This window comes from Gemmatimonadales bacterium (assembly GCA_036265815.1).
Classification (GTDB): Bacteria; Gemmatimonadota; Gemmatimonadetes; order Gemmatimonadales; family GWC2-71-9; genus CAVVWJ01.
In genome coordinates, this window is record DATAOI010000044.1 from 218,993 (window position 1) to 241,012 (window position 22,020).

The 22,020-nt window shown below is 66.9% G+C and carries 15 protein-coding genes and 1 tRNA gene; 7 read left to right on the forward strand and 9 right to left on the reverse strand.

Annotated features, from left to right (window positions below):
* Positions 1-14 precede the first annotated feature (14 nt).
* The 3 genes from ppk1 to VHR41_09210 are packed head-to-tail and all read right to left on the reverse strand — an operon-like array spanning position 15 to position 5,210.
* Positions 15-3,113 carry a polyphosphate kinase 1 gene (gene ppk1 / locus VHR41_09200; GenBank protein HEX3234364.1) on the reverse strand — a complete coding sequence of 1,033 codons (3,099 nt, stop codon included), beginning with the start codon at positions 3,111-3,113 and terminating at the stop codon, positions 15-17.
* Positions 3,114-3,118: 5 nt separating this feature from the next.
* Positions 3,119-4,135: a serine/threonine-protein kinase gene (locus VHR41_09205; GenBank protein HEX3234365.1), complete on the reverse strand. Its 1,017-nt coding sequence runs from the start codon at positions 4,133-4,135 to the stop codon at positions 3,119-3,121.
* 7 nt (positions 4,136-4,142) lie between these two features.
* Complete coding sequence (locus VHR41_09210; GenBank protein HEX3234366.1) at positions 4,143-5,210, reverse strand: DUF4956 domain-containing protein; 1,068 nt, start codon at positions 5,208-5,210, stop codon at positions 4,143-4,145.
* A 125-nt stretch (positions 5,211-5,335) separates the two neighbouring features.
* On the opposite strand from VHR41_09210, the gene VHR41_09215 reads away from it, so the two are divergent.
* Positions 5,336-6,958, forward strand: a complete 1,623-nt coding sequence (locus VHR41_09215; GenBank protein ID HEX3234367.1) for a serine/threonine-protein kinase — start codon at positions 5,336-5,338, stop codon at positions 6,956-6,958.
* A 1-nt stretch (position 6,959) separates the two neighbouring features.
* On the opposite strand, the gene VHR41_09220 is transcribed toward VHR41_09215, so the two are convergent.
* Genes VHR41_09220 through VHR41_09230 form a run of 3 tightly spaced genes read right to left on the reverse strand, consistent with a single transcriptional unit; the run spans position 6,960 to position 10,690 of the window.
* Entirely contained in the window at positions 6,960-8,558 is a 1,599-nt protein-coding gene (locus VHR41_09220) for a serine/threonine-protein kinase (GenBank protein HEX3234368.1), read from the reverse strand.
* 1 nt (position 8,559) lies between these two features.
* On the reverse strand, positions 8,560-10,164 hold the full coding sequence (locus tag VHR41_09225; GenBank protein ID HEX3234369.1) for a serine/threonine-protein kinase: 1,605 nt from the start codon (positions 10,162-10,164) through the stop codon (positions 8,560-8,562).
* Between the two features lie 52 nt (positions 10,165-10,216).
* Positions 10,217-10,690 (reverse strand): MarR family transcriptional regulator, encoded by a 474-nt coding sequence (locus VHR41_09230; protein ID HEX3234370.1) that lies wholly within the window; start codon positions 10,688-10,690, stop codon positions 10,217-10,219.
* A gap of 191 nt (positions 10,691-10,881) precedes the next feature.
* Between VHR41_09230 and VHR41_09235 the strand changes: the two genes are divergently transcribed.
* From VHR41_09235 to VHR41_09250, 4 genes are all read left to right on the forward strand, one after another.
* Positions 10,882-11,283: a cupredoxin domain-containing protein gene (locus VHR41_09235; GenBank protein ID HEX3234371.1), complete on the forward strand. Its 402-nt coding sequence runs from the start codon at positions 10,882-10,884 to the stop codon at positions 11,281-11,283.
* Positions 11,283-11,621 carry a cupredoxin family copper-binding protein gene (locus VHR41_09240; GenBank protein ID HEX3234372.1) on the forward strand — a complete coding sequence of 113 codons (339 nt, stop codon included), beginning with the start codon at positions 11,283-11,285 and terminating at the stop codon, positions 11,619-11,621. The genes VHR41_09235 and VHR41_09240 overlap by 1 nt, the downstream gene beginning before the upstream one ends.
* Before the next feature lie 38 nt (positions 11,622-11,659).
* Entirely contained in the window at positions 11,660-12,751 is a 1,092-nt protein-coding gene (locus VHR41_09245; GenBank protein HEX3234373.1) for a cupredoxin family copper-binding protein, read from the forward strand.
* 563 nt (positions 12,752-13,314) lie between these two features.
* A tRNA-Lys gene (locus tag VHR41_09250) sits at positions 13,315-13,387 on the forward strand.
* On the opposite strand, the gene VHR41_09255 is transcribed toward VHR41_09250, so the two are convergent.
* A complete protein-coding gene (locus VHR41_09255) occupies positions 13,385-13,726 on the reverse strand; it encodes a tyrosine-type recombinase/integrase (GenBank protein ID HEX3234374.1) in 342 nt (113 codons plus the stop codon). The two genes, VHR41_09250 and VHR41_09255, sit on opposite strands and share 3 nt — an antisense overlap.
* Positions 13,727-14,705: 979 nt before the next feature.
* Here VHR41_09255 and VHR41_09260 point away from each other — a divergent pair.
* The gene (locus tag VHR41_09260) at positions 14,706-17,339 is read left to right on the forward strand and encodes a protein kinase (protein ID HEX3234375.1); all 2,634 of its coding nucleotides are present in this window, start codon (positions 14,706-14,708) and stop codon (positions 17,337-17,339) included.
* The gene (locus VHR41_09265) at positions 17,339-19,999 is read left to right on the forward strand and encodes a protein kinase (GenBank protein HEX3234376.1); all 2,661 of its coding nucleotides are present in this window, start codon (positions 17,339-17,341) and stop codon (positions 19,997-19,999) included. The genes VHR41_09260 and VHR41_09265 overlap by 1 nt, the downstream gene beginning before the upstream one ends.
* 4 nt (positions 20,000-20,003) lie before the next feature.
* Here VHR41_09265 and VHR41_09270 read toward each other — a convergent pair whose 3' ends face one another.
* Together VHR41_09270 and VHR41_09275 are read right to left on the reverse strand one after the other, a co-directional pair.
* Positions 20,004-20,567 carry a DUF2380 domain-containing protein gene (locus VHR41_09270; GenBank protein HEX3234377.1) on the reverse strand — a complete coding sequence of 188 codons (564 nt, stop codon included), beginning with the start codon at positions 20,565-20,567 and terminating at the stop codon, positions 20,004-20,006.
* Between the two features lie 1,175 nt (positions 20,568-21,742).
* Positions 21,743-22,020: hypothetical protein (locus VHR41_09275; GenBank protein HEX3234378.1), on the reverse strand; the 278-nt coding region annotated here is incomplete at its 5' end.

A 22,020-nucleotide genomic window follows, 5' to 3' on the forward strand; every position in this document is an offset into this window, starting at 1 on the left:
GCCTCGCGTCCGCATTACCCGACCCATACGGTCTCCTCTTCCGCCGGCGTCCGCGCTCGAGCGAGCGCCCATCCCTGTGCCGTGGCGGGGTCGCCCACAGGGAGGCTCTGCTGTTGGTGATATGTCCCGTCCGAGCCGAGCGCCCAGCCGGAGGGATCGGCCAGCTCGCGGGACAGGATCCGGTCGAGCCGTTGCCGGCAGGCCGGGTCGAGCACCGAGGTGACGACTTCGACTCGCCGCCGGAGGTTCCGGGACCGCCAGTCGGCGGAGCCGATCAGATACTCGTCCGCACCACCGTTACCGAAGTGATAGATCCGGGCGTGCTCGAGAAACCGTCCCACGAGAGCACGGACCCGGATGCGCTCCGAGAGCCCCGGCGCGCCGGGCTTGAGGGTGCAGATGCCGCGGACCACGAGGTCGATCTCTACCCCGGCCCCCGAGGCGGCATACAGCGCGCGGATGATCTCGGGATCGTCGAGGCCGTTGAGCTTGGCCCGAATCCGCCCGCCGCTCCCGCTCCGGGCATGCCCCACCTCACGGGTGATCCGCTCCAGCAGGCCCGGCAGCAGGTGCTGCGGCGCCACCAGGAGCCGGCGGAGCGGTGCGGTCGGCGCGCGGGAAGTGCCGGTGAGCTGATTGAAGAAATCATTGAGATCGTCGGCCATCGCGGGGTCGGCCGACAGCAGCCCCAGGTCGGTGTAGACCCGGGCGGTTGCCGGGTTGTAGTTGCCGGTGCCCACGTGGACGTAGCGCCGGATCCCGTCCTCCTCCCGGCGGACGACGAGGGCCACCTTCGCGTGATTCTTGAGCCCCACCAGACCGTACACCACCTGCGCACCGGCCTGCTCCAGCTGTTTCACCCAGCCGATGTTGCGGGCCTCCTCGAAGCTCGCCTTGAGCTCGATGAAGACCGCCACTTCCTTGCCCGCCTGGGCCGCCCTCACCAGCGCGTCCACCACCGGCGACCGCTCACCCGCGCGATAGAGCGTGACCTTCAATGCCAGGACCGCCGGGTCCCCGGCGGCCTGCTCCAGGACGCGAAGCACGGTGGCGGAGAAGTCCTCGTAGGGGTGATGGACCAGGAGGTCGCGCTCGCGGAGCCGGCCCCAGAGTGAGGCCTCGGAGCGCAGCGGATCGCCGGGCACGAATGAAGGAAAGCTTCCGCCGGCCACCGGCAGTGCCGCGAGCTGGCGGAGGTCGCCCGGCGCCATGAACCCGTCGAGCTCGTGAACCACGAGCCCGCCGAGCGGCGCCGCGCCATGACCCCCCTCGAAACGGAGCTCCTGCGCCAGCATCTCCCGCAACATGGTCGACGCGCCCCGCTGGATCTCCAGCCGCACCACCGGATTGAGCGCCCGCTGCGCGAGGTCCTCCTCGATGGCCTGGAGCAGATCGCCGGCGCCGACTTCATCCAGGCCGAAGTCGCCCTTCCGGGTCACCCGGAAAAGCGCGGACTCCTCCACGATCCGGCCGGGATACAGCAACGAGAGATTGGCCCGGACGATCTCCTCCACCTGCACCAGATCGCGCCCGGTGGACAGCGCCAGGAACCGGGGCAGTGCCGCGGGAAGCTTCAGGTAGGCGAAATGGGTCGGGCCGGTCCCCTGGCCCTGGAGGATGATCGCGAGCGAGAGGGTGAGCGCGGGAATGATCGGGAACGGATGCCCCGGACTGACGGTGATGGCGCGAGGCGTGAGGATGGGGAAGACGTCCTGGCGGAACCGCTGCCGGAGCGATTCCCGGTCGCCCGCGTCCAGGTCGGCCAACTGCCGGATCCGGTAGCCCTCTCCGGCAAGCCGGGCGAGGCAATCCGCGATGCACTGCTGCTGGCGGCGGAGCAGGTCCGCTACCCGGGCCGCGTCCACCTCGCGCCCGATTCCCATGTAGAACTCATCCAGGTTCGCACTCAGGATCGAGAGGTAGCGCAGCCGCTCCAGCAGCGGAGTGCGCACATCCTCGGCGAGCGCCAGAACCCGGGCGTCGAATTCGAGGAGGCTCCGGTGGGGGTCGAGCAGATCCCTGGAGTCCGGCGCCGGCTCCGCCTCCGCCGGGGGCGACTCCTGGACGCCATCGGCGGCGTCCCACTCCGGGAACAGCGCCGAGCGGCCGGCGACGGCCAGCGCCGCGAGCGTCGCGGGATGACGGAGCATGGACGTCCGCACCCGTTGAGCCAGATCGGCCACTGGGACCCACTCGAGAGTCTCTCCCCGCGCCGGCCTCGCCCCCCGGCGGAGGCGGCGCACCAGCCACACCTCGACGCTCGGCCGGTCGAGCGAGGGCGGGACGACGCCGAGCGAGCTGATCTCACCCACCTGAGTTCCGAACCATTCGGCCAGGCCATGGCGAACCGCCTGCTCGCCCGCGCCGTCGCTGGTGGGAAGCCGCTCACCATCGCCCTCGCGCACCAGCGCGACCCGACCCTCGTCGAGCACGATCAGCGCGACTGAGCGGCCCGAGTCCAGGTCGCGGATCACGGTCTCACGATCCATCTGGCGGAGCAGGCCCCGTGCGCGTGCCAGCTTGGTCTGCAGGATCGGCCGGAGCCCTTCCACCCGCTCGAGCTCGCGAGCCACCTGCTCCAGGCTGGGGCCGCCGGGGGAGAGCCGCCGGACCTTGAGCTCACGGAACTCGCGGGTGAGTCGTCCCTTCCGCACGGTCACCCGGTCGTAGAGGAACCCGAAACGCCCCGGCAGACGCCAGGCGCGGGAGCCGGTGCGGATCACCCGCTCGATCCCCAGCTCCAGCCGGGACTCGAGCCGCGCCGGATCGACCACCTCCCGGAGACGAGAGGCCGGCTCGCTGTCGCCGCTCAGAATGGCGGGGATATCGTCACCGCGAACCTCCGCCTCGAGCAGCTCGCCTGGCGCGGACACCGGAACGTCGGGCTGCCCGATGCCCAGGGCGATGCTGCGCCGGTCGTCACCGCCGGAGCGGATCCGGCAGGAGATCCCGCGGCGAGCAAGCTGGTTGTCGGGAGTGTCCAGGTACACGTCGCGGTAGAGACTCCATTCGGTCTTCCGCACGATCAGCCCGTGGGGCAGCGGGCCGGTCACCAATCTGGCGAACAACTCGGCCGTCGGCAGGTCGCAGCGGAACTCGGGAAGCCGAGGCATGAGGGTCAGCGGGACAGCCCGTTGGCCAGGGCGGGCCAGAGGCGGAGGACCGCGAGTACCAGCAGGGCGATCAGCGCGGCTGCCACCAGCCACCGGCCCCAGGCAGGGGCCGTCGAAGCCTCTGTCCCGGGCAGCGCATCCCAGAGTGGCTGCACCTCGTCGGGTGGGGTGAGCAGCCGGAGCGGCTCTCCCATGGCGGTGCGCAAGTCGGCCGCGAGCTCACCGGCGGTCTGATAGCGCTCCTCGACTCGCTTGGCCAGGGCTCGGGACACGACGTTCACGACCGCCGGTGGGACCTCGGGCCGGAGCTGGGTCACCGGCCTGGGCGCGGCGGACGCCTGTTTGGACAACACCTCTTTGAGGTTGGCACCGCCGAAGGCCATCTGGCCGGTGAGCATCTCGTAGAGCACGCAGCCGGTGCTGTAGATATCGCTCCGGGCATCGCCGGTGGTGGCGCCGAGCGCCTGCTCCGGGCTCATGTACGACGCGGTTCCGATCGGCAGGCCCCGCGCCGTGAGCGTGTTCCCTCCGGCGAGCCCGATCGCGCGGGCGATGCCGAAATCGGACATCACGGCGTGGCCGTTGGAGAGCAGGATGTTCTCCGGCTTCACGTCCCGATGGATGATGCCGCGGCGGTGGGCATAGTCCAGCGCCTCCGTCACCTCCCGCGCGAGATAGAGCGCCTCCGAGACCGGGAGCTGCTCGGCCAGGAGCCGCTCCCGGAGCGTCTCGCCTTCGACGAACGGCATCACCGAGTAGAGCAGGCCGGCGGCCTCGCCCGAGTCGATGAGCGGCAGGATGTTGGGGTGCTGCAGTTGGGCGGTGATGCGGACCTCGCGGAGGAAACGCTCGGTGGCAACCGACGTGGCGACGTCCGGGCTCAGGACCTTGATGGCGACCTGGCGGCCCAGCTTGCGGTCGCGGGCCAGGAAGACGATGGCCATCCCGCCGCGGCCGACCTCCCGCTCCACCGCATACCGGTCGCGCAGCGCGCTTCGGAGAACGTCCACCAGCTCGCTCATGAATCGATCAGCCGAGCTGGACGCTGGTGACGTGCGGGGCGGCGCCGGTCCGGAGACTCTGCAGCAGCGCGTCGGACGAGATGCTCTTCTTGAGACGCACCTTGTACTCCAGTATCTCCCCCCCACCCGGCGCCGGGGCCGCGCGCACGAACTCCCAGCGCTTGGCGGAGCTCTCCAGCACCGACTCGGCGGCACGCCGGGCGGGATCGACCGGACCCAGCACCTTGAGCTCGAGCCGGCGGAACTCCACCGGTCGCTTGACGGGCTCGAGCACGTCCGCTCCGTCCGCCGATCGGGCGCGGCGACGCTTGGTTCGCTCGGCCAGGGCGTCCAGCTGCTCGGGAGTGAGCGACTTGAGGATCTGCTCGTCGACCTGGGCCACGAACGCGCTGGTGCGGTTGGCCATCGCCAGCGCGCGCTGCAGCCTGCGCTGCGCCGGCGGGCCCTGCAAGTGGGCCGGCGCGCGGCCGAAATCGGTCCACCAGAGCAGCAGGATCACGATGTTGAAGGTGATCGAGAGCGCGGCGGCGAAGGGGACCGATTGGATTCCGGCCGCGAGTCCGACGCCGGTGGCCAGGAAGATGTAGACCGCGTCCTTGGTATCCCTGAGCGTGTTCCGGAAGCTCACGGCGGCCACGATGCCGCCCAGGCTGAACGCCAGCGCCAGGCTGTTCTTCACCAGGAACACCACCCCCGCCACCACCACCGGCAAAATGACCAGGGTCTGCACCACCGACTGGCGGAAGCCCTTCCGCCGGCGGGTCATGATGTAGATCCAGGTCACCGGAAGCATCAGGGCGAATGCGGACGCCATGGCGAAGACTTCCGAGATCGGGAACCCGCTCGGTCCGCTGATGACCGGCACCTGTCCTCCGCCCGTCACCATGCCCCTCACCCCCGCATCGACCTCCGCAACGCTCTGCTGCACCCCCCCGCTCACCAGGTATTCCGCACCGGGAACCAGCTCGACGAACACGGCCGTCCCGGCGAACAGTACGATGTAATAAGCGATCACCCGAGCGATCGGGCTCTCCGCCAGGCGGTTCAGTGTGCCGGTCGTCCGGCTGACATTCATTGGAAGCTCTCCGCGCCGGTTTCAGAGCCGTCCCGCGGCGCATTGACGGCCCTGGTCTTTGTGTTAGCGTTTGACAACTAAACTGTGCTCAAAGAGAGATTTACGCCACACCGGAGAGCCCCGGCATGACCCCTTCGGAGCTGCTGGAGACTCAGGTCACGAGCACTCCCGCGTCGCGGGCGGCGGCGGAGCGCGTCGAGGAGCTGCCGGACGACCTGCTCCGCGAGGCCACCCACCGGCTGGGGCTCCTGGCGACCGTGTGGGCGGGCCTCTTCGCCATCGGCATCGTGATGAACGATGTCGTAGCCCCGCGGCTCCAGCTGGAGATGCGGGACCTGATCCCCTGGAGTCGGCCGGCCGATGTGGTCGCGATCCTGAGCATCACTGCTTCGCTCTGGCTCTGCTGGTACACTCGAAGGCTGACCTGCAGGCCGCGTGTGGCACTCGATCTCGCGCTGGCATACGAGGTCCTCCTGGCGTTCGGGATCGGCGTGGTCAACCAGTGGCAGCCACACCGGGTGCTCGCCGGGCGGCTCTCCTGGATCTGCGTGCTGGTCCTGCTGTTTCCCATGATCGTGCCCAACACCCCGCGGAAGACGCTGATCGCGTCGATGATCGCGGCGTCGATGGATCCCCTCGGGATCCTCATCGCCCACTGGCGCGGGCTGACGGTGCCCAGCCTCACGATCATTGTGTGGAACTACCTGCCGAACTACGTCTGCGCCCTCATCGCCGTCATTCCGTCCAAGATCATGGTGCACCTCGGACGGCAAGTGCGGCGCGCGCGGGAGCTGGGGAGCTATCGGCTGGTGGAGCTCATCGGCCGGGGCGGCATGGGAGAGGTCTGGCGGGCCACCCACCGGATGCTGGCCCGCCCCGCGGCGATCAAGTTGATCAAGCCGGAGATCCTGGGCACTCCCGGCAAAGACGGCGCGGCCGCCATCGTTCAACGCTTCCGGCGAGAGGCCGAGGCCGCGTCGTTTCTCCAGTCGCCCCATACGATTCGGCTCTACGACTTCGGCGAGACCCGGGCCGGCACCTTCTACTTCGTCATGGAGCTGCTGGACGGACTCGACCTGGAGACGCTGGTGCGGCGGCACGGCCCCATTCCCCCCGAGCGGGTCACCACGGTGCTCCGCCAGCTCTGCCATTCGCTGGCCGAGGCCCACGAGCGCGGCATGATCCACCGGGACGTGAAGCCGGCCAACATCTTTCTGTGCCGCCTGGGACGGGAATACGACTTCGTGAAGGTGCTCGACTTCGGTCTGGTGACGTTCGACCAGGACGAGTCGATCATGGACACCATCAAGGCCAGGACCGAGCTCACCACCGGCACACCCGCGTACATGGCCCCCGAGATGGCGAGCGGCGACCGGGTGGACCGGCGCGCCGACCTCTACGCGCTCGGCTGCGTGGGCTACTGGCTGCTCACGGGGCACCTCGTCTTCGAGGCGGAGAGCGCGCTCCGCATGCTGATTCAGCACATCCAGGCCGAGCCGGTGCCGCCCAGCCAGCGGAGCGGACACCCGGTCCCGGCGGCCCTCGAGCGGCTGATCCTGCGCTGCCTGGAGAAGGATCCGGCCCGTCGGCCCTCGACGGCCGACGAGATCGTGGCCGAGCTCGAGCAGGTGGAGCTGGAGGAGGCCTGGGATCAGCCGCGAGCGCGGGAGTGGTGGGAGGCGCATATGACGGCGCCGCTGCCGGTACCGGCCGCCGCTTCGTCTCCGGTGCTGGCGGTGCGGACCTGATCTAAGGCGGCGCCGGGCTCGGCTCGTGGGTGGCCCACCAACTTCCGGCCCGTTCCTCCGTCCATGGGCCGGGGACTTCGATCAGGTCGAGCCTCCGCAGCAGCTCCTTGGCCGACTGCGGCCGCTCCGAGCGCTCCTTTGCCAGGCAGTCCAGCACCAGGCGGTCGAGCGACGCCGGAATCGGCAGCTCCACCCGCGAGGAAGGCGGAGCCGGCGCCGTGTGGGCATGGTGAAGGACCAGTCCCATCGGCGTGTCGGCGGTGAAGACGAGCTGTCCCGTCAGCAGCCAGTAGGCTACGCATCCCGTCGCGTAGACGTCGACTCGGCCATCGAGATCGCCGGCGCCGAGCGCCTGCTCCGGGGCGATGAACGCCGGCGTCCCGTGAACGAAATTCTCCCGGGTGAGCCCCGGCGCCGCTGCGGGCTCCGAGAGATCCCCCAGCGTTTTCACCAGCCCGAAATCCAGGACCTTCACGAAGTCGTGGTCCTCCCCGTAGCGGCAGATGAAGATGTTGGCCGGCTTGATGTCGCGGTGGACCAGGCCGCACGAGTCCGCCTCCGAGAGCGAGTGGCAGATCTGGCGCAACAGGTACACCACACGCTCGGCCGGCAGCGGCCCGAAGCGGCGCACCAGCGTATCGGCATCGAGGCCGTCGAGCAGCTCCATCGCGTAATAGAAGGCGCCATCGTCCGCGACGCCGAAGTCGAAGAGATTCACCGTGTGCGGCGAGCGCAGCCGGGCGATCGCCTGGGCTTCGCGCTCGAAGCGATGCCGGGCCTCGTCCGATGCGCCGGCGCGTCCGTCCTGGGTGAGCGTGGGCCGGATCAGCTTGATGGCCGCGGGTCGGGCCAGCATGCGATGGCGCGCCCGCCACACCTCGCCCATGCCACCCTGTCCCAGCTGCTCTTCCAGACGGTAGCTGCCCAGCTCGCGGGCGGCCGCCACCTCGCGTCCCAGCCGATAGACCACCCGTGCGCCCATGAAGGCGAATCCGACCGCGAAGCCGGAGCTGATCACCGCCTGCAGATAGCCATCCGGATCGGTCGGGACCTTGCCCCACAGATCGAGCACCAGCAGCGCCAGCGGTGCCATGGCGGCCGCGAGGATGGCGCCGATCAGCATGCGGCGCGGCGGGCCGGGGATGATCAGCGGAAACAGGATCACCACCGCGGGCACCCAGGTGAGGCCGGCGACGACGCCCTTGCCCAGATAGAACTGCCAGTAGGTAGTGAGCGCGAGGGTGAAGCAGATGGTGATCTCGTACGCCAGGCCGAGCGTGTAGAGCCTGGAGGGGGACACCTGGCGGCTCCGCGCCACCCACCAGAGCCCGGCCGAGGCGGAGGCCATGGCCACATCGACCAGCCGAAACGGGATCGTCGCCAGGAACTCGGGGGGAGGCGTGTCGCCCCGAAGGAGGCCCACGGCCCCGCTGATCAGAAAGAGCAGCGGATCGAGACTGGAGGCGACGAAGACGAATCCGGCCAGCAGCCGCACCCGTCCGCGGACCTGGTCCAGCAGGTCCGCCGGGAGCCCCGAGGAAAGGCCGCGGCCGTCGGCGGAGCGCGGGCCGGGACGCAGCAGGGTCACGTGCTCGTGCATGTCAGGCCTGCGCCTGGTGCTGGAGCGGTTGCTGCACGCCGGCCCACCACTGCCTCGCCTCCTCCTCGGTCCAGGCTGGCATCCCCAGCTCGCCGAGCATCCGCTCGAGCTCCCCGGCACTCTGCGGGCGTGCCTCCCGCGATTTGGCCAGGCAGGCGAGCACCAGCCGCTCCAGCGGCGGCTCCACCGAGACTCCGCTTCGTCGCGATGGGGGCACCGGCTCCTGCTGCATGTGCTTCGCGATCAGTTGAAAGGCGGTGTCGGCCTCGAAGACGCGCTGCCCGGTGAGCAGGTAGTAGGCGACACACCCCAGCGCGTAGATGTCGGCACGCCCGTCGACCGACTCGCCCAGCGCCATCTCCGGCGCCATGTACGCCGGCGTGCCCGGCGTGTGCCCGCCGGTGGTGGCCAGGGAGTGGTCGTCGCTGCCGCCTGCGACCGACTTGACCAGTCCGAAGTCGAGCACCTTGACGAAGTCGTAGCGCAGCCCGACTCGGCCGAGGTGAATGTTGGCGGGCTTGATGTCCCGGTGCACCAGGCCGCCGGCGTGAGCCTCCGCCAGCGACTCGCAGACCTGGCGCAGGATGTGGACGACGCGCCGGTCCGGCACCGGACCGTGCTGACTCACCAGCGACTCGAGGTCCATCCCCTCCAGGAACTCCATCACGAAGTAGAGCCGCTCGTCCTGGGTCACCCCGAAGTCGTAGAGCTCGACCGTGTGCGGCGACCGCAGGTTCGCGGCCGCCTGGGCCTCGCGGCGGAACCGGGCGGTGGCCAGCTGGCCCGTCTCCCGGTCGCCGTCCGCGAGCACCTCGGCGCGGATCAGCTTGATCGCCGCCGGGCGCGCCAGCATGCGGTGAGTCGCGCGGTACACCTCTCCCATGCCGCCGCGCCCGAGCAGCTCGCCCAGATGATAGCTCCCCAGCTCGCGCTCCTTGGCTACCTGCTGCCCCAGCCGGATGACCACGTGGGAGATCGCCACGGCGACGCCGAGCAGCAGATAGTTGGCATAGTGCATCACCAGCACGTTGCTCAACGGGCCGTACTCGAACCGTCCCGCGGCTTTCCAGATCACCATGCCCAAGGGATCCATGGAGGCGGCCAGGAACCCCGCAATCAGCATCTTCCACGGCGGGACCGGGACGATCGCCGCGAAAATCAGCATGACCGGGCCGATCCAGGTGATCGTCGGCTGCACATCCAGGGTCCCCCGGACCATCGGCGTCGAGTGCATGACCACCCCGATGCCGAACCCCGAAATGACCAGATACCAGAGGCTGAGGGTAATGACGAACCTGGGGTCCCACTCGCGGGCGCGGAGGTAGAAGTACAAGCCGAGGGAGACTGCGCACCCGGCGGCCGCGACTGCGTCGTTGACGTGCAGACGAGCCCAGTCGGGGTTGCCGGGGTTGGTGGCTCGGAAGGCGAGATGCCCGAACGTGGGCGCGAGGATCCACAGCGCCGCCGCGATCAGCGCCATGATCCCCAGCCGGCGCGAGGCCTGGCGCAGCAGGTCGTCCGGCAATTGGCGCGATCGGCCCGGGCGGCTCTTGATCTCCCCTGAAGTGTCTTTCTGGAGTCTGCCGATCAGGTGGGGGGTGGGCATCCTCTCAAGATGCCGGAGTGTGGGGTGCCAGTCGAGTCCTGTCAGTGATCTTTCAGGTGGCGTCCTCGTGCCGCGCGCGCTCCAGCAGGCTGGCCAGCAGGTCGAGCTCGCGCCGGGTCATGTGCCGGAGCTGGCGGGCGTGCATCTGCCGGATGGGCTCATCCAGCGCCTTGAGGAGCCTGAGACCGTCACGGGTGATCCGCGCGGTCACGAACCGCCGGTTGTCGGCGCGCCGCTCTCGCCGGATCAGGCCCTGTCCCTCCATGCGGATGAGCAGGCGGGTGACGTCGGGCTCCCGGCTCACCACCATCCGCTCGCCGACTTCTCCGGTGGGGAGTCCGGTGGGGCCGGCGCCCCGGAGGATGCGCAGCACGTTGTACTGCGGCTGGGTCAACTCGTGGGGACGCAGCAGGTCGACCAGGTCCCCGATGAGGGCGTTTCCGGTTCGCAGCACCTCCAGGAAGACCTCCTGTTCCAGGCTCTCGAAGGGCTTCCGCTGCTTGATGCTTTGGCGAAGACGGCGCATGGCTCGGTGTGTGGGGGTGAGCGGACTGCGGACCGGGGAACGACGCTAAGCTACCCGGGCGCGCGCTCTCTGCCAACAGTTGTTATCACAGACCTCTTGACCGGATCTGTGATAACAAATAAGGTTGACGCCCAAGTCTGTGTCACTCGAGAGGCCGCGGTGGGCCATATTGTCGCGGCGAGGAGAACGATATGCGATCCATGCTTAGCTGGTCCCTGGCGGTCGGGCTGGTCGCCATGCTCGGTTGCTCGGACAACAATTCGCCCAGCGGCGGGGGCGACGGCGGTGGCGGCGGCGGTGGTAACCCTGGCACCGTCACAATCGGGAACATCTTCTTCCAGAGCGGCAACAACGGGACTCAGAACCCGGCCATCGACACCGTCGCGGCCGGGACGACGGTCACCTGGACCTTGACCAACACCGGGAGCACGTCGCACACGGTGCGCTCGGACGGGTCCCCCAGCTTCACCAGCAGTGGTACATTGACCGGGAACGGCACGACCCATAAGGTGACGTTCATGACGCCCGGTACGTACCAGTACGATTGCGCCATCCACGGAGCGCTGATGACGGGCAGGATCGTGGTCCAGTAGTGCGCCGCTGGTGGCTGGTCCTGGGTCTGGGCGGTCTGCTGGGCTGCTTCAGCGACCGCCCCGGCACCGGTCCCTCGGCGCCAGCCGCGGGTGTGAAGGTCACCGTGGCCGATTTCGCCTACGACCCGCCGGCAATCAGCGTCCAGACGGGAGACACCGTCACCTGGACCAACACGGATAACGTCTTGCACACGGTCAGCGCCAACAACGACGCGTTCGATTCCGGCTCGTTCGGCCAGGGCCAGACGTTTCAGCTCACGGCGGGTGCCCCCGGCACCTATACCTATTTCTGTGAGATCCACCCCTTCATGAAGGGGACGCTGACGGTCACGCCGTAGGCCGGCGCGGCGGTTCGCTCCCGGTTGCCGAGGTCGCCATGGGGAAGCACGCGGGGCGCCACCTGGCTGTTGCGACACTGCTGCTCGCCTCCGCCCCGGGGGCCTCGACCGCGCAGTCGGTGACCGATCGCACGCCCAACCTGGACGACGGGTGGACGGTACCGGTCGGCGTGATCCAGTTCAACTTCCTGCACCGGTTCGAGGTGAGTGCCCCACCCGCCAGGAAGGTCACCAGCTTTCCCAACTTCCATCTCGCGACCGGGCTGCCGCTGGGGGTGAACCTGGGGCTCGACTATGCCACCAACTCGACCGTCTTCACCGGGATCCCCAACGAGTATCAGCTGACGCTCCGGCGGCCGGTGCTGCGGGAAACGGCGGGGAGTCCGCTGGACGTGAGTCTGGTGGCGGGCTACAACTTCGCGCCCCAGAGCGCGGACGGCGAGCTGACCGTGGGGCGACGCGTTGGGCCGGTGCGCCTGCTGGGGACGGTGCGCGGCATGTCCTCCGCCTACGACGTCCAGCGCTCGCTCTGGGGCGGGGGTGGTGGCGCGGTCATTCGCCTCACCAGTTGGCTGAGCCTTGCCGGGGACGTGTTCGCGCTGGCCAATGCGCCGGACGACCTCACCGCCGCCACCGCGTGGGGCGCGGGGGCGCAGCTCAGGATTCCGTACAGTCCGCATTCGTTCTCGATCCAGTTCACCAATACCCAGAGCGGGTCGATCGAAGGTGCCTCCCGCGGGGTGCGTGGCGCCCACATGGCGGGGTTCGAGTTCACCATTCCCTTCACTCTATCCCGCTACTTCGGGCATCGGGCCAGGCCGGCGGTGGTCCCGCCGGCGGCGGACACGGCCGGTGTCTCGAGGCCCGTCGACACCACGGGCGCCGCGCGGGTCCGCATCGCCAACCTGTCATTCGGGCCGAGCGAGCTTCGGGTGCGGGCCGGTGCCCGAGTCCGCTGGGTGAACGGCGACCAGGTGCAGCACTCGGTGACGGCGGACAACGGCACGTTCGACTCCGGCCTGATCGATCCCGGGGCCGGCTTCGAGCGGGTCTTCGACCGGCCGGGCACCTATGCTTACCACTGTACTCCGCATCCGTTCATGCAGGCGCGGGTGATCGTGGAGCCGTAGCTCGGCGCCACCCGGCTCGCTGCCGCAGTCACTCTCCGTGTACACCCTCGACCTGCTCGGAGGACAGGGGCCGGGGAGCCGTGTCGTCGCGCCGAGGCTCAAGCTGCTGCTGCTTCGGCCGATGGTGACGGAGTTATGAGTGGTATGGAAGTTGCCTTAGGGCCGCCCTCGTTTTTTGGGAGATCCTCAAACGTGAGGCGGTTCAATGCATTCGTCCGACCAGGCCTACCGCGTCCGCGGCGGGACCGTGTATCACATAGATGGAAGGTGTCCCTGGGGGCGGCAGATTCCTGAGGACCTGCTGGTGAGGAATCGCGGTGGGCTTCCGCTGTGCCCTACCTGTCGTGCGCGGACAGAGGCGAAGCCGCCGAGTGGGCCGTTCCCGCAGGTGAGTGTTCCGGCAGAGGCCGAGTCAGGCGATGGCGAGCCGCGCAGGCGGCGGAGGGACGAGTAGACGGCCGCGCACTCGACTTGTACTCGAGAGCCTCCCAGGTGCGGTGTGACAGCCGGCGCGGGCCCATCTTGTGTAGCCGGTTCGCACCGAAGATGTTTCCGGCACCTGCGGGGGCGTAGCTCAGTTGGTAGAGCAAGGGACTTTTAATCCCTAGGTCGTGGGTTCGAGTCCCACCGCCCTCATAAGGACTTAGCTACTTCCGCTGTCCCGACTGCGGGACTTTCAGTGGCGCCCCCCAACAGATTCCCCAAGATTCGCGCATGATCGGCCCGGAGCCGCCGCCGCGCATACCGGCCCGTCATCACCACGGTCGTGTGGCCCAACGTCGCCTGAATCATCGGCAGGTCGGCCCCGGCATCCGTCGCCCACTGCGCCATCGCGTGCCTGAGATCGTTGAGCCGGAGTCCCGCGCACCCGGCCCGGCTCGCCGCGCGCCGCCAGACGGCCCGGAGCCGCCAGTGAGTGACGGGGCAGGGCACCGCTGCCACGATCCAGGGCCAGAGCCGGGGCTCCTTCAGCACTTTCGTTGACCAACCAATGTAACAATCCAACACTCCTGTCAGATCCGCGCCGACGCAGCCCGCTCTCTGTAGGGAGCAGCGGATTCGCTGTGATCTCCCTACTTACCTCACAGGGAGCACCGGTATGACGGAGCATCAGTGCAGCACCCCCACGAAGAAGGGTCGACCCTGCCCCTTCAATGCGGATCGCGTCGTCAGCGGCGCCTGGTTCTGCCACGTCCATGACCCCGATGGACTGTGCCAGGCACACCTTCGCGACCAGGCACTCGACCGCGCGTCTCGGCGAACCCCGAAGGGGAAGAACTCGGGGGGGCCAAAGACGGTGTCCCGCACACGAGCCCGCCGCAGAGCCTGGAAAGCGAGCAGTCAGGAGCATCGCCAAAATTGGATGATCGCCGGGTGCGGCAAGGCTGAGCGACCCACAGTAGTGGCGGAAGCACCCCTCACCACAGAGGACAAGTACCGCTGGGTCCACAATCCGCCAGCACCAAGTAGAAGCCTAGGTCATCAACGGCCATGAGATCGCCGAGCATGGTCCTCGGCGCGACGCCGCGCTCAAGCGCGGCAATAATCTGGCAGACGATGCGGTCGTGGATCGTGGGGCCAGGTGGTCCCTGAAGTCATCGATTATGAAATGGCTAAGGGCGGACGCTACTCGTCTGTGGATGCGCGGCAAGCCGTGGAACGGGAACGTGTTCCGATGGACGGGTAGCCCGTCGAACCGGCCGCATGGTAGGGTGAGCGGGAGGGGGGGGTAAGGACAGGGGTATCGGAGGGGGTGGTGACCCCTTCTAGGACGGACCCCCTGGATTAGGCGCCGTGAGTCGGAATGGACCGGCCAGCGCGTCGGTGAGGCGATGGCCCGGTCTTCTCTGGAGATCCGGAGTGGCCAAGCCCAGGCGGTTGCCCATCTGAGCAGGTCGACTGGTCCCGCTGCTGCCGCGCTGGTATCGTTGGACATCCCCATCAGAGCACGCCATTGGCAGTAGATCTCCGCGACCAGCTCCAAGCAGGTCTTGCCGACCACTATCTCATCGGCCGCGTCCTTGGACGCGGCGGAATGGCGACGGTTTACCTCGCCCAGGACCTGCGCCATGACCGCCCAGTGGCCTTGAAGGTCCTCCATTCCGAGCTCGCTGCGACGCTGGGCCCCGAACGCTTCCAGCGCGAGATCAAGCTGGCGGCAGGGCTTCAACACCCACACATCCTCACAGTGCATGGCTCGGGGGAAACCGCTGGACAGCTTTGGTATACGATGCCGTATGTGGCAGGCGAGTCTCTCCGGGACCGACTCCGCCGAGAACGTCAGCTGCCGTTGGATGATGCTCTTCAGATCACCCGAGAGATCGCAGACGCCTTAGGGTACGCCCACAGCCAAGGCATCGTTCATCGGGACATCAAGCCAGACAACATCCTGCTGTCGCATGGGCATGCTCTGGTGGCCGACTTCGGAGTGGCCCGGGCCCTCCAGAACGCTGGCGGAGAGCAGCTGACCCAGACCGGCAGCTCGGTGGGGACCCCTGCCTACATGAGTCCGGAGCAGTCCATGGGGGACTCGGTCCTCGACGGCCGCTCGGACCTCTATAGCCTGGGATGCGTGCTCTATGAAATGCTAGCTGGCGAGGCACCGTACACCGGGCCATCGGCGCAAGCCATTGTCGCTAAGCGGCTGCTGGAGCCGGTTCCACATGTGCGCACACTGCGCGAGACGGTGCCGGTGGAGGTGGACCAGGCCCTCGAGCGGGCACTGGCCAAGACGCCAGCCGATCGCTTCCCGACGGCTGAGACGTTTTCCCGGGCAGTCACAGGAATCTCGTCGAACATAACCCCCCGCATGCACCCGCCTTCGGAGCTAGGCGGACGTGAGCGCCACCGAGTGCGCCCCCGAATGGTCGCTGCGGGTGCTGCGCTGGCCGCCATTCTCCTCGCAGGCATGCTGTGGAAGCAGGTATACACGCCGACGGTGGCGGTCGCACCCGACGCCGTCGCTGGCCTCACCCGGCTCGCCGTCCTCCCCTTTGACAACCTCGGCGATTCGGCGGACGCGTATTTCGCTGACGGCATCACCGACGAAATTCGTGGGAAGCTCGCGGCCATTCCCAACCTGCAGGTGATTGCCAGCTCCAGCTCAAACGAGTACCACCATTCGACCAAGCGTCCTGGTGACATCGGGCGCGAGCTGGGTGTGCGCTACCTGCTGCTTGGGCGCGTCCGCTGGGATAAACGGACTGGACGTGCACCCCGGGTCCGGGTCGATCCGGAGTTGATGCAGGTCAGCCAGACCGATGCGCCTACCACCAGGTGGCAACAGCCATTTGATGCGCCGCTCACCGACGTGTTTCAGGTGCAATCCGACATCGCCACGAGAGTCGCCCGCGAACTTCAGCTCACGTTGACACCCTCAACTCAAGACGCACTCGGCCAGCGCCCGACGAAAAGCCTCGCGGCTTACGATGCCTACCTGCGGGGTCTGGAATATGATCGGGCGGGTGAAGATGCCGGTGCGGACCGTGCTCGGGCAGCTTTCCAAGAGGCTATACGTCTTGACTCCACCTTCGCACTGGCCTGGACGGCGCTCGCCTGGACATATGTTCAGACATACCGAAGGGTTCCGGACCAGGGTGATGCCGAATCCTTGCGCCGAGCTACCGACCGAGCCCTGGCGCTCGCGCCAGGCCTGGCGGATGCGCACGCGCGCCTTGGCGAGTACCAAACATTCGTGCGGCATGACAACCGGAAGGCGTTGACGGCGTACGAGGCTGGTCTCCGTCTCGCGCCAAACAACCCGCTGCTGTTGGATAGGATCGGCTGGGCGGAGATGCGGCTCGGGCACTGGGACTCGGCCCTCATTCACTTCGCGCAGGCGACTCAGTTGGATCCACGCTCGGGAGCCCGATTGAGCGACCTAGCCTTTGCGAACTGGATGGTGCGTCGCTACACCGAGGCGCAGGCCAGCGCGGAGCGCGCCTTGGCGCTTGAGCCGGGGACCCGGGGTCTCGTCCAGCGTCGGGTCGGGATCGCATTGAGTGAGGGGAACCTCATGGGGGCGCGGCAGTTCTTGCACACCGCCCCTGCAACACTCGACCTAGGGCCGTTACTGGCTGACCAACCTGTTTGGGCGCTGGATACTGAGCAACTAAGAACCTTGGTTGGTGCGTCAAGTTCTGCGTTCGGCCGTGATAAGGAACGCCGTAGCCGAAAGCTCACAGAGGCGTATCTGCAGCTGGGCGATTCATCCAGAGCCAAGGCGTATGCTGATTCTGCCGAAGCGGCTTACAGGCAGGCGCTTGAGAGAACGCCCGATGATGCCGGATCTCATGCCGAGCTCGCGCTGATCCTGGCTTATCTGGGCCAGCACGACAACGCCGTCGCCGAGGCCAGACGAGCTTCGGCGATGCTCCCGGTGAACGTAGACGCGTTGAGGGGCTATGACCTCCGGGCTAAGCTCGCTCACATCTACGTGCTCGTGGGCGACTACGAGAAGGCTTGTGCCACACTCGAGCCACTGCTCAAGCTTCCTGGACCGCTATCGCCGGGCTGGCTCAAGATCGACCCTACCTTCGCCCCGCTCCGGGGCAACCCACGCTTCGAGCGGCTGGTGAACGGCACCTAATGGCCGACCTTCATGACTGGCTCCAGACCGGCTTAGCGGATCGTTATCGCATAGATCGGGAACTGGGGCGCGGGGGCATGGCCACGGTCTACCTCGCGCACGACCTCCGGCACGACCGCCCGGTTGCTCTGAAGGTGCTGCATCCTGAGCTGGCCGCCACCTTGGGACCGGAGCGCTTCCAGCGGGAGATCAAGCTGGCGGCCCGGCTCCAGCACCCGCATATCCTCACCGTCCATGATTCGGGAGAGACCTCAGGGCGGTTGTGGTACACTATGCCGTACGTGGAAGGGGAGTCACTCCGGGCGCGCTTGCAGCGTGAAAAGCAGCTCCCAGTGGACGAGGCCGTCCGCATTGCCTGCGAGGCAGCTCGAGCTCTACAGTACGCCCACGATCATGGTGTGATCCACCGAGACATCAAACCGGACAACCTGCTCCTGACCCGCGAGGGTCATACCTTCGTGGCGGATTTCGGGATTGGTCGGCCCCTCGATGAATTCGCTCCCGGGGCCTCGCTCACCGAGACCGGTGTCGTGGTGGGTACCCCAGCCTACATCGCCCCAGAACAGGCGTCCGGGCAGCGGGGGCTGGATGGCCGGGCGGACGTGTACTCGCTCGGCGTGGTGCTGTACGAGCTGCTTGCTGGGGAGCCTCCGTTCACCGGCCCGACGACGCAGGCCATCCTGACGCGGCGTTTCACTGAGACCCCCCGGCCGCTTCACCTCGTACGTGAGACCGTGCCCGAGCCCGTTGAGCGGGCCGTCATGAAGGCGCTCGCCCGGACCCCAGCTGATCGATTCCAGACGGCGGCCGCGTTCGCCCGTGCTTTGGTGACAGCTGAGACAACCACACCTCCGCAAGTGACCACCAGATCGTCTACGGCGGTCCTGCAGCGGCCGCGACGGATCGCCGTCCCTGCATTTGTCCTTGGGTTGCTCGTGATGGCCAGCACGGGGCTTTACCTCTGGCAGAAGAACCGGGACACGTCCCATAGCACGGGTGCGGCGGTGAAGCGGGTGGCCGTACTCCCTTTCGAGAACCTCGGCGACTCGGCGGACGCGTATTTCGCCGATGGCATGACCGATGAGGTGCGGGGCAAGCTCGCTGGGATACCCGGACTGGAGGTCATCGCTCGGACCAGCTCGAACCAGTATCGCAAGACGAGTAAGCCAGCCGAGGTTATCGGGCGGGAGCTGGGCGTCGAGTACCTTTTGACGGCGACGGTGCGCTGGGAAAGGTCTGGTACCGGAGCGGGTAGAGTGCGAGTGAGTCCGGAACTCGTTGAGCTGAGCAGCAGGGGGGCACCCTTGAATCGGTGGCAGCAGCCGTTCGACGCAGCCCTCACGGATGTCTTCCAGGTTCAGTCGGACATCGCGAACCGGGTAACAACGGCACTGGATGTGGCGCTGGGGACCTCCGAGAGGGCGACCCTGGAAACGAAGCCGACTACGAACCCTGCCGCCTACGATTTCTATCTTCGGGGCAACGAGTACTTGAACCGGGGCGTTGCCGAGCCCGACCTGCGGGTGGCGGAAAGAATGTTTCATAGGGCCATCGAACTGGACTCGATCTTTGCCCTCGCCTTTGCCCAGCTCTCGCTCGCCGATGACGGTCTATACTGGTTCTACTTCGACCGCTCCAAGGAGCGGCTCGCGAAGCAGAAGGAAGCTGCCGACAGGGCGCTCCGGCTTCAGCCCGATCTGGCCGAAGGGCACCTGGCCCTCGGCTTCTATTACTACCACGGGCACCTGGACTACGAGCACGCTCTCGCAGAGTTCGAGGCTGCCCGCAAGCTCCAGCCGAGCAACGGAAGCGTATACTCCGGCCTCGCGGCCGTTCGCCGCCGTCAGGGCAACTGGTCGGAGGCCCTGGTGGAAAATAAGAAAGCGGTCCAACTGAACCCGCTCTCCGTGACCGATCTCGTGAACGAAGGGCTTACGGAGATGTTCGTGCGGGCCTACCCGGAGGCGGAGCCCTACTTCAACCGGGCGATAGAGGTCTCGCCGGATCAAGCAACTACGTACCGATGGAAGGGCATGCTCTATCTGCTCTGGCGCGGGGATACTCTCTCGGCAGCCCGAGTTGTCCACGAGGCTCTTGCCAAAGCAGGCGTCGAAAAGGTCGCTCCAAGTTTGTACGTGGGGGGATTTGGGACGGCTGCTTTGGCGCTGAGTCGGGAACTGTTTGGGCCGGGCGTAGCCCAAGTGTCGGTCGAGGCGTTCGGCAGCGACACGGTGGGCTATTTCCTCTACCAAGCCGGGCGACACCAACACGCGGTTCATCCAGAGGAGGCGCGAGTCTACTTGGATTCGGCCCGAGTCATGCTGGAAACGCAGGCGGCTCGTCACCCGGACGACCCGGGGTTCCATGCGAGGCTGGGATCAACCTACGCTGAGCTGGGTCGCCATGTCGAGGCGCTCCGTGAGGCAGAGAAGGCGGTGAGCCTCCGTCCCATCTCCCAGGACGCGGTCAACGGCGCACTGTATCGGTGGAACCTCGCGCGAATTCTGGCAAAGGCTGGCCAGGTGGATGCGGCAATCGAGCAGCTCGCGTATATGCTTTCGGTGCCTGGCTTGGTGTCGGCGCCCGCACTCCGGGTGGACCACGAGTGGGACCGGTTGCGACGCGACCCGCGCTTCGAGCGGCTGGTGAACGGCACCTAAAGGGTCACTGCTTGTTTGAGAGCGCCTCCTCCTGCCTGATGGTTCGCACGACCCGCTCCGCAAAGATCCGCGTACCCGCTCGCACCATGGGCTGCGGGTCGCCTTTGAGTTCGGTGGAATCGTCCATCAGGAACTTGCCGGTTCGGACATTGATGAGTTGACCGGTGAATAACCAGATCAGGTTGCTGGTCTTGCTCACCTTGCCCATCACGACCCAGTCCGCCCCCAGGGTGCGCCCAACGTAGCGGGCGCAGGCCACGATGACATTGCATGCCTTGCTGCCCCCAGTGATCAACCGAGCGGAATCGGACTCGCTCACCTGCTGCACGGAGTCGGAGTTGAGAACGGTTCGCCCCAGCAGCTCACGAAGCTTCCCGTCCAGGACCAACGTCGCCAGCTTGGCCACGGAGGTGTCGGTTAGTTCTGGTAGATTCGCACCGGCTGTGTAAAGCGCCACGTTGAGCATGGCGACGCGCCCATCGGCTCCAGCTGCCGCCGCGCCCTGAGCCTTCGCGATAACGGGGAATGATGCGAGCAGGACTAGGGTGCCGATGACTCTCGAATACATTAAAGCTCCTAAATACGAATCGGGAATGCGGCGACACTAGATTCGCACGAAGGGATCCGGCGAAAAGCGCCCGACTGACCCTCCGGGCGCTTCCGCAGTCAGTTCCAAGGCCTTCGGACCGTCCTACCTCTCCGCTCTGCCCAATTGGGCAGCGGCAAGTATGACCTGCACAGGAACAGACTGTTGTGAGGGGGATCACTGGGGGCTGCAGCCTAAAAGACCAAAGAGAGGGAATCCTCAGTCGTGTGTACACCAGCGGACGCGGACTGAGCCGGGCTGATGACCGTGCCACTACGACGGCAGCGTAAGGGTGAGTGGGATCACGGAGGTGCATTCCGGGTACCGCTATCAACTAAGTGAGGCAGGTGCGGCACGTAGAATTTGCGTCCACTTACGTCGCGAATTCAGCGAGCGATCTGGGCGGCTACCCGGCCGCTGACGTGGAGCGGCATTCCCCTGCGGAACAGGAACGAACCATGAACGACACGTACAGTTGTCCTGAATGCGGAGGAGACCGCGACGCCTTGCTGACTCCGATGCCACCGAATCCACCTGCGGCCAGAACGCAGCCACGCCCTGGAAAACCTTGCACGTGTACCCAGAACAGCCGGACGTCCGGGGCCTTCGGCGAGGTGCTCACACCACCGGAGATCCCGAGATGAGACTAGCGAGCCCCGCTTCCCATCACATCCAACGCCCTGTCCCCTCCAGCGGGTCGGCATCTTCTAACCACTGGCCGCCCGCCCTGGTGGGAGCGGATTGCCTGACGCGGTAATGGCGGAACATACAAGTTGAGGGTCTTCAGTGAGATCCGCCCCGTATTTCGGATCTCATGGGTGCTCCCTCGCTCAATCAACAACAGCGTACCGGCCCGTAATCCCTGACCGCGACCATTGATCGTGGCCCTTCCAGTGCCCGAGAGCACGTAGAGCCACTGATCGCTGCCGCGATGCCGGTTGTTGGGCCCGCCTTCGGCGTTACCCGGCGCAATGACCATCGTCGCCGCCTGGGCCCGGGCGTTTCTGAGCGCGAGGGTGAAGCTCTTGCGAAATCCCAACTGCTTTCGTGGCATCCGCTCCTCTGTGCTACCTCGTTCTAAAGGACTATCCCGCGCCGATCGCTACCTGAACGACCTACGATAGTGCTACGCCCTGTGACAGCGCTACGCCTTGCGACTATTCCTTGAACAACCGGAGCAGCGTCAGGATGTAGGACTGATTGCTGCCGCCGTGGTAGGCACCTGGATCCAGCGACCCACTGTCTGCGTATTGGTCTAAGTAAATTTGAACGCGGGGGAATCTGTGGAGGCGTGGGCGACCTGTCGATTCCGGCGTATAGACGAGCCCCTTCTCCTCGACCTTCACTGTAAACGGCTTATTTTGAACGGAGGTCTGCAGAACCTGGCCTTCAAGTGTCCGTACGAATGCGACGAGCTCGTCGATGGAAATGGGTT

What these genes read in the sequence shown, in the direction of transcription:
- ppk1 (HEX3234364.1), bottom strand. Translation starts at nt 3,113, where the DNA reads ATGCCTCGGCTTCCCGAGTTCCGCTGCGACCTGCCGACGGCCGAGTTG.
- VHR41_09205 (HEX3234365.1), bottom strand. Translation starts at nt 4,135, where the DNA reads ATGAGCGAGCTGGTGGACGTTCTCCGAAGCGCGCTGCGCGACCGGTAT.
- VHR41_09210 (HEX3234366.1), bottom strand. Translation starts at nt 5,210, where the DNA reads ATGAATGTCAGCCGGACGACCGGCACACTGAACCGCCTGGCGGAGAGC.
- VHR41_09215 (HEX3234367.1), top strand. Translation starts at nt 5,336, where the DNA reads ATGACCCCTTCGGAGCTGCTGGAGACTCAGGTCACGAGCACTCCCGCG.
- VHR41_09220 (HEX3234368.1), bottom strand. Translation starts at nt 8,558, where the DNA reads ATGCACGAGCACGTGACCCTGCTGCGTCCCGGCCCGCGCTCCGCCGAC.
- VHR41_09225 (HEX3234369.1), bottom strand. Translation starts at nt 10,164, where the DNA reads ATGCCCACCCCCCACCTGATCGGCAGACTCCAGAAAGACACTTCAGGG.
- VHR41_09230 (HEX3234370.1), bottom strand. Translation starts at nt 10,690, where the DNA reads ATGCGCCGTCTTCGCCAAAGCATCAAGCAGCGGAAGCCCTTCGAGAGC.
- VHR41_09235 (HEX3234371.1), top strand. Translation starts at nt 10,882, where the DNA reads ATGCGATCCATGCTTAGCTGGTCCCTGGCGGTCGGGCTGGTCGCCATG.
- VHR41_09245 (HEX3234373.1), top strand. Translation starts at nt 11,660, where the DNA reads ATGGGGAAGCACGCGGGGCGCCACCTGGCTGTTGCGACACTGCTGCTC.
- VHR41_09265 (HEX3234376.1), top strand. Translation starts at nt 17,339, where the DNA reads ATGGCCGACCTTCATGACTGGCTCCAGACCGGCTTAGCGGATCGTTAT.
- VHR41_09270 (HEX3234377.1), bottom strand. Translation starts at nt 20,567, where the DNA reads ATGTATTCGAGAGTCATCGGCACCCTAGTCCTGCTCGCATCATTCCCC.